At 65.0% G+C, this 14577-nt stretch carries 11 protein-coding genes and 3 rRNA genes; 13 read left to right on the forward strand and 1 reads right to left on the reverse strand.

All coding sequences use genetic code 11. The features are described from left to right. Positions 1-33 precede the first annotated feature (33 nt). Positions 34-1032 (reverse strand): tryptophan--tRNA ligase, encoded by a 999-nt coding sequence (trpS, locus tag OG429_RS21845; RefSeq protein ID WP_328926983.1) that lies wholly within the window; start codon positions 1030-1032, stop codon positions 34-36. 917 nt (positions 1033-1949) lie between these two features. On the opposite strand from trpS, the gene OG429_RS21850 reads away from it, so the two are divergent. The 13 genes from OG429_RS21850 (at position 1950) to OG429_RS21910 (ending at position 14535) form a co-directional block, all read left to right on the forward strand. After that, positions 1950-3473 (forward strand): 16S ribosomal RNA (locus tag OG429_RS21850). A 284-nt stretch (positions 3474-3757) separates the two neighbouring features. Beyond that, positions 3758-6880, forward strand: a 23S ribosomal RNA gene (locus tag OG429_RS21855). A 76-nt stretch (positions 6881-6956) separates the two neighbouring features. Then, positions 6957-7073, forward strand: a 5S ribosomal RNA gene (gene rrf / locus OG429_RS21860). The 16S, 23S and 5S rRNA genes sit together here, the layout of an rRNA operon. Positions 7074-7172: 99 nt before the next feature. After that, positions 7173-7436, forward strand: coding sequence for a hypothetical protein (locus tag OG429_RS21865; protein ID WP_328926984.1), 264 nt, complete (start codon positions 7173-7175; stop codon positions 7434-7436). Continuing rightward, on the forward strand, positions 7433-7819 hold the full coding sequence (locus OG429_RS21870; protein ID WP_328926985.1) for a hypothetical protein: 387 nt from the start codon (positions 7433-7435) through the stop codon (positions 7817-7819). Before OG429_RS21865 ends, OG429_RS21870 begins: the two co-directional genes overlap by 4 nt. A gap of 89 nt (positions 7820-7908) precedes the next feature. Beyond that, positions 7909-8562 (forward strand): HAD family hydrolase, encoded by a 654-nt coding sequence (locus tag OG429_RS21875; RefSeq protein ID WP_328926986.1) that lies wholly within the window; start codon positions 7909-7911, stop codon positions 8560-8562. 43 nt (positions 8563-8605) lie between these two features. Next, complete coding sequence (locus tag OG429_RS21880) at positions 8606-9817, forward strand: MFS transporter (protein WP_328926987.1); 1212 nt, start codon at positions 8606-8608, stop codon at positions 9815-9817. After that, on the forward strand, positions 9768-10937 hold the full coding sequence (locus OG429_RS21885) for an acetoin utilization protein AcuC (protein WP_328926988.1): 1170 nt from the start codon (positions 9768-9770) through the stop codon (positions 10935-10937). The genes OG429_RS21880 and OG429_RS21885 overlap by 50 nt, the downstream gene beginning before the upstream one ends. 78 nt (positions 10938-11015) lie before the next feature. Beyond that, positions 11016-11831: a phosphatase gene (locus tag OG429_RS21890; protein WP_328926989.1), complete on the forward strand. Its 816-nt coding sequence runs from the start codon at positions 11016-11018 to the stop codon at positions 11829-11831. 129 nt (positions 11832-11960) lie between these two features. After that, complete coding sequence (locus OG429_RS21895) at positions 11961-12170, forward strand: helix-turn-helix domain-containing protein (RefSeq protein ID WP_008738568.1); 210 nt, start codon at positions 11961-11963, stop codon at positions 12168-12170. A 121-nt stretch (positions 12171-12291) separates the two neighbouring features. Beyond that, entirely contained in the window at positions 12292-12390 is a 99-nt protein-coding gene (locus OG429_RS21900) for a 30S ribosomal protein bS22 (protein WP_003948845.1), read from the forward strand. A 100-nt stretch (positions 12391-12490) separates the two neighbouring features. Next, positions 12491-13561 (forward strand): NAD-dependent epimerase/dehydratase family protein, encoded by a 1071-nt coding sequence (locus tag OG429_RS21905; protein ID WP_328926990.1) that lies wholly within the window; start codon positions 12491-12493, stop codon positions 13559-13561. Beyond that, on the forward strand, positions 13561-14535 hold the full coding sequence (locus OG429_RS21910) for a lysophospholipid acyltransferase family protein (RefSeq protein ID WP_328926991.1): 975 nt from the start codon (positions 13561-13563) through the stop codon (positions 14533-14535). The genes OG429_RS21905 and OG429_RS21910 overlap by 1 nt, the downstream gene beginning before the upstream one ends. The last annotated feature ends 42 nt before the right edge of the window (positions 14536-14577 follow it).

Raw genomic sequence — 14577 nt, forward strand, 5'->3', positions numbered from 1 at the left:
GTACGGGCCCCCGAGCCGGGGGCCCGTACCCGCTCACGGCGCCAGCAGCCCGATGGCCTCGTACACCCGGTCCACCACCGGCCGCGCCAGCTCCCGGGCCCGCCCGGCACCCTCCCGCAGCACCTTGTCCACCTCCGCCGGATCGGCCGCGAGCTCGGCGTGCCGCTCCCGCACCGGCCGCAGCAGCTCGACCACCGCGTCGGCGACGTCCCGCTTGAGCGCGCCGTAGCCGGTGTAGCCGGCGGCGAGCGCCACGGGATCCCCGCCCGTGCAGGCGGCCAGGACGTCCAGCAGGTTCGTGACACCCGGCCGCGTCTCCCGGTCGTGGACCACACCGCCGTCCGTGCTGTCGGTGACGGCCCGCATCACCTTCTTGCGGACGACCTCGGGCTCGTCGAGGAGATAGACGATCCCCGCACCGCTCTCGTGCGACTTCCCCATCTTCGACGTCGGATCCTGCAGGTCCATGACCCGCGCCGCCACCGCCGGGAGGGTCGGCTTCGGCACGGTGAAGGTGTGCCCGTAGCGCTGGTTGAACCGCACGGCGAGATCCCGGGTCAGCTCGACGTGCTGCCGCTGGTCCTCTCCCACGGGGACCTCATCGGTCCGGTACGCCAGGATGTCGGCGGCCATCAGCACGGGATAGGTGAGCAGGGACAGCCTGACGCCGTCCCCGGAGGCCTGCGCCTTCGCCGCCTTCTCCTTGTACTGGATCATCCGCCGCAGCTCTCCGTCGGTGGCGGTGCACTCCAGCAGGTACGCCAGCCGCGTGTGCTCGTCGACATGGCTCTGCACGAACAGCGTGCACCGCTGCGGATCCAGCCCGGCGGCGAGCAGCAGCGTCGCGGCCTGCCTGCTGAGTCGCCGTACGCGGGCCGGCTCGTGCTCGACGGTCAGCGCGTGCAGATCGACGACGCAGAACAGCGCCTCGTCGGGCTCCTGGTCGGCGGCGACCCACTGCCGCACGGCCCCCAGGTAGTTCCCCAGCGTCAGATGTCCGGTCGGCTTGACCCCGCTGAAGATCCTCGTCATGTCCTGCTCTCCCTTGTACGTGAGTGGTGCCGAGGCCACCGCGTCGGGCGACCGAGCCACTCCCGGGGAGGGAGAAACAAAAACGGCCGCCGTAGCGGCGGCCGTGAGCGCATGCGTGCTCGCGTTGCAGATCGGCCGCCGTCAGGCGGCCCACCAACGGAGGTTGAACGTGAGCGCATGCGTAGTCATGGGGCCCAGCGTAGACGGAACGGGACGGCGACGGCGTGAGGTTTGCGCATCCCGCGCCGGTGGTCAGCCGAGGGTTGACACAGGTGTGCCCGATCCGTAAGGTTCTTCGAGTTGTCCGAAGTGAGCGCCGACCCCGGTCGGTCCCCGGACAGCCATCCCGCACTACACATTCGAACGAACGACGCACTCCGTCGTCCCGTTTTCATGCGTATTTGCGAATGAGGAATCCGCGTCCGAGGACGCCGCCGCCGATTAGGTTCGGAGGCAAGGAATCCGCTACTGTCTCACTCGCCGAAGGGCCCAACAGCCTCGAAGCAAACACCCGCTGACTGGGAGTCAGGCCCGAAAGGATCTGATAGAGTCGGAATCGCCGGAAAGGGAAAGCGCGAAAGCGAAAACCTGGAAAGCGCCGAGGAAGTCGGACACGAAAGAGTCTGATAGATTCGGACACGCAAGAACACAGAACGAAAGCCCGGAGGAAAGCCCGAGAGGGTGAGTACAAAGGAAGCGTCCGTTCCTTGAGAACTCAACAGCGTGCCAAAAATCAACGCCAGAAGTTGATACCCCGTCCACTTCGGTGGATGAGGTTCCTTTGAAAAAGACCTGTAAGGCTCCGGTTTCGGAGTACTTGCAGGCAACAACACAGCGAGGACGTTGTGGCGCGTCGGTCATATTCCGACATGACGTGCCCGCTCTAAGTGATGTGTGCACCCGATTACGGGTAAACATTCATGGAGAGTTTGATCCTGGCTCAGGACGAACGCTGGCGGCGTGCTTAACACATGCAAGTCGAACGATGAAGCCCTTCGGGGTGGATTAGTGGCGAACGGGTGAGTAACACGTGGGCAATCTGCCCTTCACTCTGGGACAAGCCCTGGAAACGGGGTCTAATACCGGATACCACTCCTGCCTGCATGGGCGGGGGTTGAAAGCTCCGGCGGTGAAGGATGAGCCCGCGGCCTATCAGCTTGTTGGTGGGGTAATGGCCCACCAAGGCGACGACGGGTAGCCGGCCTGAGAGGGCGACCGGCCACACTGGGACTGAGACACGGCCCAGACTCCTACGGGAGGCAGCAGTGGGGAATATTGCACAATGGGCGAAAGCCTGATGCAGCGACGCCGCGTGAGGGATGACGGCCTTCGGGTTGTAAACCTCTTTCAGCAGGGAAGAAGCGAAAGTGACGGTACCTGCAGAAGAAGCGCCGGCTAACTACGTGCCAGCAGCCGCGGTAATACGTAGGGCGCAAGCGTTGTCCGGAATTATTGGGCGTAAAGAGCTCGTAGGCGGCTTGTCACGTCGGATGTGAAAGCCCGAGGCTTAACCTCGGGTCTGCATTCGATACGGGCTAGCTAGAGTGTGGTAGGGGAGATCGGAATTCCTGGTGTAGCGGTGAAATGCGCAGATATCAGGAGGAACACCGGTGGCGAAGGCGGATCTCTGGGCCATTACTGACGCTGAGGAGCGAAAGCGTGGGGAGCGAACAGGATTAGATACCCTGGTAGTCCACGCCGTAAACGTTGGGAACTAGGTGTTGGCGACATTCCACGTCGTCGGTGCCGCAGCTAACGCATTAAGTTCCCCGCCTGGGGAGTACGGCCGCAAGGCTAAAACTCAAAGGAATTGACGGGGGCCCGCACAAGCAGCGGAGCATGTGGCTTAATTCGACGCAACGCGAAGAACCTTACCAAGGCTTGACATATACCGGAAAGCATTAGAGATAGTGCCCCCTTGTGGTCGGTATACAGGTGGTGCATGGCTGTCGTCAGCTCGTGTCGTGAGATGTTGGGTTAAGTCCCGCAACGAGCGCAACCCTTGTCCTGTGTTGCCAGCATGCCCTTCGGGGTGATGGGGACTCACAGGAGACCGCCGGGGTCAACTCGGAGGAAGGTGGGGACGACGTCAAGTCATCATGCCCCTTATGTCTTGGGCTGCACACGTGCTACAATGGCCGGTACAATGAGCTGCGATACCGTGAGGTGGAGCGAATCTCAAAAAGCCGGTCTCAGTTCGGATTGGGGTCTGCAACTCGACCCCATGAAGTCGGAGTTGCTAGTAATCGCAGATCAGCATTGCTGCGGTGAATACGTTCCCGGGCCTTGTACACACCGCCCGTCACGTCACGAAAGTCGGTAACACCCGAAGCCGGTGGCCCAACCCGTAAGGGAGGGAGCTGTCGAAGGTGGGACTGGCGATTGGGACGAAGTCGTAACAAGGTAGCCGTACCGGAAGGTGCGGCTGGATCACCTCCTTTCTAAGGAGCACAGTACCGATTGCAGACAAACGTTCTGCACGGTCAGCTCATGGGTGGAACGTTGATTAGTTGGCACGGTTCTTCGGATGGATCACGAGTACTGCTTCGGCGTGGAAAGTGACTCACTGATGAGGGATCGTGCCTGGCACGTTGTTGGGTCCTGAAGGTACGGCCGTGAGGTTGAGATCTTCAGTGCCGGCCCCAGTGAACTCGCCAGCTTGTCTGGTGGGGTGATGGGTGGCTGGTCGTTGTTTGAGAACTACACAGTGGACGCGAGCATCTGTGGCCAAGTTTTTAAGGGCGCACGGTGGATGCCTTGGCACCAGGAACCGATGAAGGACGTGAGAGGCCGCGATAGGCCCCGGGGAGCTGCCAACTGAGCTTTGATCCGGGGGTGTCCGAATGGGGAAACCCGGCAGTCGTCATGGGCTGTCACCCACTGCTGAACACATAGGCAGTGTGGAGGGAACGAGGGGAAGTGAAACATCTCAGTACCCTCAGGAAGAGAAAACAACCGTGATTCCGGGAGTAGTGGCGAGCGAAACCGGATGAGGCCAAACCGTATGCGTGTGATACCCGGCAGGGGTTGCGCATGCGGGGTTGTGGGAATGAGCTTGACCGGTCTGCCGGCCGGTCGGCGAGTCAGAAACCGTTGATGTAGTCGAAGGACATGCGAAAGGTCCGGCGTAGAGGGTAAGACCCCCGTAGACGAAACATCAGCGGCTTGCTTGCTCATCTCCCAAGTAGCACGGGGCCCGAGAAATCCCGTGTGAATCTGGCGGGACCACCCGCTAAGCCTAAATATTCCCTGGTGACCGATAGCGGATAGTACCGTGAGGGAATGGTGAAAAGTACCGCGGGAGCGGAGTGAAATAGTACCTGAAACCGTGTGCCTACAAGCCGTGGGAGCGTCGCCGTTGTTCTTCGGAACAACGGTCGTGACTGCGTGCCTTTTGAAGAATGAGCCTGCGAGTTAGCGGTGTGTAGCGAGGTTAACCCGTGTGGGGAAGCCGTAGCGAAAGCGAGTCCGAATAGGGCGATTGAGTTGCACGCTCTAGACCCGAAGCGGAGTGATCTAGCCATGGGCAGGTTGAAGCGGAGGTAAGACTTCGTGGAGGACCGAACCCACCAGGGTTGAAAACCTGGGGGATGACCTGTGGTTAGGGGTGAAAGGCCAATCAAACTCCGTGATAGCTGGTTCTCCCCGAAATGCATTTAGGTGCAGCGTCGTGTGTTTCTTGCCGGAGGTAGAGCACTGGATAGGCGATGGGCCCTACCGGGTTACTGACCTTAGCCAAACTCCGAATGCCGGTAAGTGAGAGCACGGCAGTGAGACTGTGGGGGATAAGCTCCATGGTCGAGAGGGAAACAGCCCAGAGCATCGACTAAGGCCCCTAAGCGTACGCTAAGTGGGAAAGGATGTGGAGTCGCAGAGACAACCAGGAGGTTGGCTTAGAAGCAGCCACCCTTGAAAGAGTGCGTAATAGCTCACTGGTCAAGTGATTCCGCGCCGACAATGTAGCGGGGCTCAAGCGTACCGCCGAAGTCGTGTCATTGCAGCAATAGGGCCAACGCCCGCTGTGATGGGTAGGGGAGCGTCGTGTGCCGGGTGAAGCAGCAGCGGAAGCTAGTTGTGGACGGTTCACGAGTGAGAATGCAGGCATGAGTAGCGATACACACGTGAGAAACGTGTGCGCCGATTGACTAAGGGTTCCTGGGTCAAGCTGATCTGCCCAGGGTAAGTCGGGACCTAAGGCGAGGCCGACAGGCGTAGTCGATGGACAACCGGTTGATATTCCGGTACCCGCTTTGAAACGCCCAATATCGAATCAGGCGATGCTAAGTCCGTGAAGCCGTTCCGGACCCTTCGGGGAAAGGAAAGTGGTGGAGCCGACGAACCAGACTTGTAGTAGGTAAGCGATGGGGTGACGCAGGAAGGTAGTCCAGCCCGGGCGGTGGTTGTCCCGGGGTAAGGGTGTAGGCCGAGGGGTAGGCAAATCCGTCCCTCATTAAGGCTGAGACCTGATGCCGAGCCGATTGTGGTGAAGTGGATGATCCTATGCTGTCGAGAAAAGCCTCTAGCGAGTTTCATGGCGGCCCGTACCCTAAACCGACTCAGGTGGTCAGGTAGAGAATACCGAGGCGTTCGGGTGAACTATGGTTAAGGAACTCGGCAAAATGCCCCCGTAACTTCGGGAGAAGGGGGGCCATCACTGGTGATCGGACTTGCTCCGTGAGCTGGGGGTGGCCGCAGAGACCAGCGAGAAGCGACTGTTTACTAAAAACACAGGTCCGTGCGAAGCCGTAAGGCGATGTATACGGACTGACGCCTGCCCGGTGCTGGAACGTTAAGGGGACCGGTTAGTGCACTTTCGGGTGTGCGAAGCTGAGAACTTAAGCGCCAGTAAACGGCGGTGGTAACTATAACCATCCTAAGGTAGCGAAATTCCTTGTCGGGTAAGTTCCGACCTGCACGAATGGCGTAACGACTTCTCGACTGTCTCAACCATAGGCCCGGTGAAATTGCACTACGAGTAAAGATGCTCGTTTCGCGCAGCAGGACGGAAAGACCCCGGGACCTTTACTACAGTTTGATATTGGTGTTCGGTTCGGCTTGTGTAGGATAGGTGGGAGACTTTGAAGCAGCCACGCCAGTGGTTGTGGAGTCGCCGTTGAAATACCACTCTGGTCGTGCTGGATGTCTAACCTCGGTCCGTGATCCGGATCAGGGACAGTGTCTGATGGGTAGTTTAACTGGGGCGGTTGCCTCCCAAAGGGTAACGGAGGCGCCCAAAGGTTCCCTCAGCCTGGTTGGCAATCAGGTGTTGAGTGTAAGTGCACAAGGGAGCTTGACTGTGAGACCGACGGGTCGAGCAGGGACGAAAGTCGGGACTAGTGATCCGGCGGTGGCTTGTGGAAGCGCCGTCGCTCAACGGATAAAAGGTACCCCGGGGATAACAGGCTGATCTTCCCCAAGAGTCCATATCGACGGGATGGTTTGGCACCTCGATGTCGGCTCGTCGCATCCTGGGGCTGGAGTCGGTCCCAAGGGTTGGGCTGTTCGCCCATTAAAGCGGTACGCGAGCTGGGTTTAGAACGTCGTGAGACAGTTCGGTCCCTATCCGCTGTGCGCGTAGGAATATTGAGAAGGGCTGTCCCTAGTACGAGAGGACCGGGACGGACGAACCTCTGGTGTGCCAGTTGTCCTGCCAAGGGCATGGCTGGTTGGCTACGTTCGGGAGGGATAACCGCTGAAAGCATCTAAGCGGGAAGCCTGCTTCAAGATGAGTATTCCCACCTCCTTGAGAGGGTAAGGCTCCCAGTAGACGACTGGGTTGATAGGCCAGATGTGGAAGCCCGGTAACGGGTGAAGCTGACTGGTACTAATAGGCCGAGGGCTTGTCCTCAGTTGCTCGCGTCCACTGTGTTAGTTCTGAAATAACGAACGGCTGTGAAAACACCAGCGTTCAAATTTCATAGTGTTTCGGTGGTCATAGCGTTAGGGAAACGCCCGGTTACATTCCGAACCCGGAAGCTAAGCCTTTCAGCGCCGATGGTACTGCAGGGGGGACCCTGTGGGAGAGTAGGACGCCGCCGAACAATCATTGCGGAAGCCCCGCACCAGACCTTTACGGGTCCGGTGCGGGGCTTTTCTGCGTTTGAGGCGCGCTGGTGTATACGCCGCTGTAGACTCGCGCTATGTCTGATGCCATGATCCGTGTCCCGGCCGAGGTGAGAGACCGCCTCGCGGCCATCGCAGAGTCCCGAGGGACGTCCATCCGCGCTCTGGTGCAGGAGTTCGCGGAGACCACCCTGACCGCCGAGGAGCGGCGCGAGCGGGCGGAGCGTGCCCGCGAGTACATGGCTGAGCACTTCGGGGTCCTGGTGACGGATGAGGAGAGCGAGGCCATGAGGCGCAAGATCCGCGAAGCCTTTGCCGGCCAACAGGACGCTGCCGCGTGATCAAACACCAGTTCGTCCTGGATACGCCATCCCTGTTGGCGTTGTCCGGGAATCGGCAGATGTCTGCACTGATTCACCAGGCTTTCCTCGATGCCGACACTCGTTTGTGGGCGCCGGTCCTGTCCATCCTTGAAGCGGATCTGGAACACGCGGGGATCGCCGAGCACATCGGCCAGCTCGACGTCATCCACACGATCGACCTTGACTACCCGGCCACGCTGGCCGTGGCACAGCTGTGCCGGGACGGCGTACCTGCGGGGATCGCGGCGGCGGTGCGCGCCGTGCGCCACCTGCCCGAGTGGGATGCGGGCGCGCTGGTGGCGACGGTTGAGCCCAAGGCGTACGAGGGCCACGGAGTAGCTGTATTCGACCTCAACCGTTGAGATCGGCGAGCCGAGGATCTTCCGATGTTCAGCCGATCACCAGCACGCGGCTGCCGTGGACCTGAGCTGACGACTCGTAGGGTTGGGGTATGGGCTATGACCTCGTCATCTTCGACAACGACGGCGTGCTGGTGGACAGCGAGCCGCTCGCCAACAGCATCCTCGCCGGGTACCTGACCGAGCTGGGGCACCCGACCTCCTACGAGGAGTCGCTCCGCGACTACATGGGGGCGGCCGTTCACCGGGTGCACGAACTCGTCCTGGAGCGGACCGGGGAGAGGCTGCCGGACGACTTCGACGAGACGCTGTACGCGCGCACCTTCGCCGCGTTCGAGCGGGACCTGAAGCCCGTTCCCGGGGTCGAGGAGGTCCTGGGGGCGCTCACCGCGAACGGGATCGGCTACTGCATGGCCTCCTCCGGGAGTCACGAGCGGATCCGGGTGGGGCATCGCGCGGCCGGGCTCGACGGATGGTTCGAGGAGGAGTGGATCTTCAGCTCCCAGGACGTCGGCCACGAGAAGCCGGCGCCCGATCTGTTCCTGCACGCGGCCCGGTCGATGGGTGTCGAACCCGCGCGGTGCGTCGTCGTCGAGGCCAGTCCGCTCGGCGTGCAGGCGGCGCTCGCCGCGGGCATGGACGTGTTCGCGTTCACCTCGATGGTGCCCGCCGAGCAGCTCGGCGGGGCCACCGCCTACTTCGGGGACATGAAGCAGCTGCCGGGACTTCTGCAACTGCCCATGTGATCGCTCTACCCACGGGTAGCCCCGGGGCCTACGCTGACCCGCCATGACGGTTGATGCGCGGCTGCGGCGCGGGCGTGTGGCTCTGGGGTTCAGCTTCTTCGTGCAGGGCGTCACCTTCGCCCTGCTCGTGACACGGATTCCGGCCATCCAGGACCGGTACGGGATATCCGACGGGCTGCTGCCCGCCTTCCTCGCGGCCGTCCCGGTCCTGGCCGGCGCGGCGAGCGTCGCCACCGAGCACCTGGTGAAGCGGGTGGCGCCCAGCACGGTGCTCAGGTGGGCGCAGCCGCTGGTGCTGCTGTCCCTGCTGGGGGTCGGGGCCGGCAGCCAGATGTGGCACGTGGCCCTGGCCCTGGGGGCGTTCGGGCTCTCGGTCGGTGCGCTGGACGCCTCGATGAACATGATCGGGGTCAGTCTGCAGCGGGCGTACGGGCGCAGCATCATGCTGGGTTTCCACGCCGCGTACAGCCTCGGCGGGATCCTGGGCGCCTCGGCCGCGTGGGCCGGGGCGCACTGGCATCTGGACCTGTTCGTCTCCTATCTGCCCGCCGTGGTCCTGCTGCTCCCGCTCGTCCTGCTGGCGAGCCGCGACTACGTGGTCACACCCTCCGGCGCGGTCCAGGAGAAGGGGTTGGGCGCGGGCGGCGGCAAGCTGCTCCTGCCGCTCTGCCTGGTGATGGCGTGCGCGTACATCGGGGACTCGACGGTGGCGAACTGGAGTGCCAAGTACCTGCAGGACGTGCTGGGGAGCTCCGAGCAGCTGGCGACCGTCCCGTACAACGTCTACATGGTGACCACCCTCCTCGGGCGGGCCGTCGGGGACCTGGGGGTGCGGCGCTTCGGGGCCGCGCCCGTCGTCCGGGGCGGGACGATGGTGGCGGCCTGCGGTTTCGCGGTCGTGGCGGCCGCTCCGGGTGCGTGGGTGGGGATGCTGGGCTTCACGCTGCTGGGGATCGGGCTGTGCGTGATCGTGCCGCAGACCTTCGCCGCGGCCGGGAGGCTCTTCCCGGGGGCGTCGGACACCGCCATCGCCCGGCTGAACATCTTCAACTACGTCGGCTTCCTGATCGGGTCGCCGCTCGTGGGCGGGATCGGGGACGCCTGGAGCTACCGGGGAGCGATGCTCGTGCCGATGGTTCTCGTCATGATCACTCTGTTCTACGCCGGCTCGTTCGGACCGCGGACGGCCCGATACGGTGTCGGGCATGAGCGGCCGCGGGTTGTTGATGTGGGACGAGGCGGTAACGAAGTATGACTTCGGGCCCAGCCATCCGATGGATCCGGTGCGTCTGGCGCTGACCATGGGGCTGGTGCGCGCCTTCGGGCTGGACCGGGCCATGGAGGTACGGGCGGCCCGCGCGGCCGGGGACTCGACGCTGAAGCTCGTCCACCGGGAGGACTACGTCGCCGCGGTGCGCGAGGTGTCCGCGGACCCCGGGATCGCCGACGGCTCGTACGGGCTGGGCACCATGGACGATCCGGCCTTCCACGGCATGCACGAGGCCTCGGCGCTGATCGCCGGGCAGTCGGTGGCGGGAGCGGAGGCGATCTGGCGCGGTGAGGCCGAGCACGCCGTGAACTTCGCCGGCGGGCTGCACCACGCCATGCCGGGCGGCGCGGCCGGTTTCTGCGTGTACAACGACGCCGCCCTGGCCGTCGCGCGGCTGCTGGAGCTGGGGGCCGAGCGGGTCGCGTACGTGGACGTGGACGTCCATCACGGTGACGGCGTACAGGCGGCGTTCTGGGACGACCCGCGGGTGCTGACCATCTCCGTGCACGAGCATCCGCGGACGCTTTTCCCGCAGACCGGGTGGCCGGAGGAGACGGGCGGGCCGACGGCCGAGGGGTCGGCGGTGAACGTCGCGCTGCCCGCGGGGACCGGGGACGAGGGGTGGCTGCGGGCCTTCCACGCGACGGTGCCGGAACTGCTGGCGGACTTCCGGCCGCAGGTGCTGGTGACCCAGCACGGGGCGGACACGCACTTCGAGGACCCGCTGGCGCATCTGGCGGTGTCCCTGGACGCCCAGCGGGTCGTCCAGGAGGCCTGTCACCGGCTCGCGCACGAGCACGCGGACGGGCGGTGGCTGGCGCTGGGCGGCGGCGGGTACGCGGTGGTGGACGTCGTACCGCGGTCGTGGACGCACCTGGTGGCGATCGCCGCGCACCGGCCCGTCGACCCGGAGGCCGCCGTGCCGGCGTCGTGGCGGGACGAGGTGTACGCGCGGACGCGGGCGCTGGCGCCGGGCCGGATGACGGACGGGCGGACGGTGTCGTGGCGGGACTGGGACGCGGGGTACGACCCGGCGGACCGTACGGATCAAGCCGTCCTGGCGACCCGGCGCGCGGTGTTCCCGCTGCGCGGAATGCTGACCTGACGATGCATCGTTACGCCGACTGTGGGTCTGTGCTCCGGAACTGATGAACCGCCAGGTTCGTTGAGGCAGCATCGGAGGGTGTTGAGCACCGGCGCGCTGCGTGCGCATCTGCTGGCCGCCCGGTTGGCCGGGCCGATCGCCACCTCTCGGGAGGAGAGCCTGCGCAGCTACCGGCTGTTCGCGGCGCGCGATCCGCGGGTGCTGCTCGGGCTGGATCCGGAGCTGGGCTGGGGCGAGGGCGACCTGCTGAGGCTGATGGCGGACAAGTGCGGGGTCTCGGCGGACCCCGCGCACGTCAGCGGGCCGGACGTGATCGATCCGGAGCTGACGGTGGCGGCGCTGGAGGCCTTCGCCGGGCGGCTGCGCGTGGCGGCCGGGGCGCGGTCCCCGGTGTTGTTCGGGACGGGGCACCCGCATCGGCTCCTGGGGTTCTACGCCGGGTTGGCCGAGGCGATGTCGGCGGCAGGATGTGTTGTCCTCACCCCGGCGCAGGGGACGTGTGTCGACATGGCGACCCGGTTCGGCGTACGCACGCACAGCATCGATTACGTACGGGGGGTCGCACTGGTGCGGGAACCCGGCGTGCGGCCGACGGGGAGTGTGACCGGCGCACACTCCCATTCACCACTGCCGGTTCGGATCGCGCTGGGTGCCCTCGCGGAGGCCGGCGGGCCGTTGCCGGAGCTGGTGGTGGGGGACCACGGGTGGGTCTGCGGCGCAGGTCAGCTGGGTGTGGAGGCGATCGGGCTGGCGGATACGGATGATCCCGCGCTGTTCGTCGGCGAGGCCGAGGGGCGGGTGTCGGTGGCCGTTCCGCTTGATGACGCGGTGCGTGCGGATCACTACCGACCGCTTACTCGCTATGTACTCAATCGGGCGAGTCTGTCTGGGTGAAAGGAGTGGCCGTAGCTCCTCTTCCCCACTCGTATCACGCGCCCCTACTCTGGGGAGTGAGCGTGCGACGACGAGGAGTAACCGGAGGGGAAGCCGGTGCCCGTCATGCGCGGAAGGTCAAGGTGTGTCATGGCTGCTGGCGAGAGGCCTCTCAGTGAGGTTCAGTTCCTGACCGTGGCGGAGGTCGCCTCGGTGATGCGAGTGTCGAAGATGACCGTGTACCGGCTGGTGCACAACGGTCATCTGCCCGCAATCCGGGTGGGCCGGTCCTTCCGGGTCCCCGAAAATGCGGTTCACGAGTACCTCCGAGAGTCGTATGTGGGGGTGGAGTCGGCCTGAGACTGACCCCGGCACGCCCTCGGATTACAAGCTCAGAGCTCGGGACGGTAGGCTAGGCCGACGTAGGTCGTGTGGGCCCCGACGCCCCGCACCGAATGAAGAGAAGTGAGCGAGGGTAGTCGTGGGCTCTGTTATCAAGAAGCGGCGCAAGCGGATGGCTAAGAAGAAGCACCGCAAGCTGCTCAAGCGCACCCGCGTCCAGCGCCGTAACAAGAAGTAAACGGCAGCTGTACGTGTTCTCCGCAGCCCCTCCACCATCCTGGTGGGGGGGCTGCGGTGCAGCCGGAGACGGTTGTTCCATCTAGGGAGGCGCTGAGCTCGTGGGGAAGGTCGTACTGGTCACCGGGGCTGCCCGGCAGCTGGGGGGCCGCTTCGTGCGCCGCATCCAGCGTGATCCGGAAGTCGAGCGGGTGATCGCGGTCGACGCGGTGACACCGCCGCACCGGCTGGGATCGGCCGAGTTCGTCCGTACGGACATCAGACAGTCGGCGATCGCCCGCGTGCTGGCCGAGCACGCCGTGGACACGGTGGTCCACCTGGCGGTCACCGGGGGAAGAACCGGCGGTGCGCACAGCACCGTCAAGGAAACGAACGTCATCGGGACGATGCAGCTCCTCGGGGCCTGCCAGAAGTCGCCGACGGTGCGACGGCTCGTGGTGAAGTCCAGTACCAGCGTGTACGGGGGCACCTCGCGGGATCCGGCCGTCTTCACCGAGACCACGCAGCCGAAATCGCTGCCGGCGGGCGGCTTCGCCAAGGACGCCGCCGAAGTCGAGGGGTACGTACGGGGCTTCGCGCGCAGGCGGCCGGACGTCGCGGTGTGCGTGCTGCGGTTCGCGAACATCCTGGGGCCCTTCGCGGACTCGGCGCTCGCCGAGTACTTCTCGATTCCCGTGATGCCGACCGTGCTGGGCTACGACCCGCGGCTGCAGTTCGTCCACGAGGACGACGTATTGGACGTGCTGCGGCTGGCGGCGCAGGAGCCGCGGCGAGGGACGCTGAACAGCGGGACCTTCAACATCGCGGGTGACGGCGTACTGCTGCTGTCGCAGTGCTCGCGGCGGCTTGGGCGGCCGACGCTGCCGCTGCTGCTGCCCGCCGTGACGTGGGTGGGGTCGGCGCTGCGGGCGGTGGGTGTCACGGACTTCTCGCCGGAGCAGATAAGGCTCCTCACGCACGGCCGGGTCGTGGAGACTTCGCAGATGCGGGAAGTGCTCGGTTTCGAGCCCATGTACACGACCGCCGAGACGTTCGCGGACTTCGCGCGGAGCCGCGGCGGCGGGCTGCTGCCGCCGGAGCGGGTGGGGCGGGCCGTGGACCGGGTGGCTGCCATGCTGAAGGCAGACGGCTTGGATGACGACGTCGACGTGGCTGAAGGAGCGAAGCGATAGTGGCGGATGCCAAGGTCATTCCGTTCGACGAGGACCGGTCGCGGCGGCGGGCGCCGCGCAGGGTGCGGGCGGTGTCGGCTCCGGAGCCGGTGGCCCCGCCGGTCGCTGCCGAGTCGGCCGCGGAGGGGTCTCCGGGCGGCTGGGACCGGCGGATCGCCGGCGGGCTGGCGTTCCTGCGGCGGCGGGTCACCGGGGAGTACGAGGTCGACGAGTTCGGCTACGACAAGGAGCTGACGGACCAGGTCCTGATGTCCTTGATGCGGCCGCTGTACGACAAGTACTTCCGGGTCGAGGTCAAGGGCATCGAGAACATCCCGGCGGAGGGCGGTGCGCTGATCGTGGCGAACCACTCGGGGACGCTGCCGCTGGACGGGCTGATGCTCCAGGTCGCCGTGCACGACCACCACCCGGCGCAGCGGCACCTGCGGCTGCTCGCGGCGGATCTGGTGTTCATGCTGCCGGTGGTGAACGAGCTGGCCCGCAAGGCCGGTCACACCCTGGCGTGCGCGGAGGACGCGCAGCGGCTGCTGGAAGCCGGGGAGCTCGTCGGCGTGATGCCGGAGGGCTTCAAGGGGATAGGGAAGCCGTTCGGGGACCGGTACAAGCTGCAGCGCTTCGGGCGGGGCGGGTTCGTGTCCACGGCCCTGCGTGCGGGGACGCCGATCGTGCCGTGCTCGATCGTGGGGGCGGAGGAGATCTACCCGATGGTCGGCAACGCGAAGACGCTCGCGCGGCTGCTGGGGATCCCGTACTTCCCGATCACGCCGACGTTCCCGTGGCTGGGGCCGCTGGGGGCGGTGCCGTTGCCGACGAAGTGGACGATCCAGTTCGGCGAGCCGATCGCCACCGCGGGCTACGCGGCGGAGGCGGCGGAGGATCCGATGCTGATGTTCAACCTGACGGACGAGGTGCGGGAGCAGATCCAGCACACGCTGTACAAGCTGCTGGTGCAGAGACGGTCCGTCTTCTTCTGACGGCCCGGTGGGGGGCTGGGGTGCCTGATGTGCGGCACCCCA

Origin of the sequence: Streptomyces sp. NBC_00190 (assembly GCF_036203305.1) — a bacterium.
GTDB lineage: Bacteria > Actinomycetota > Actinomycetes > Streptomycetales > Streptomycetaceae > Streptomyces.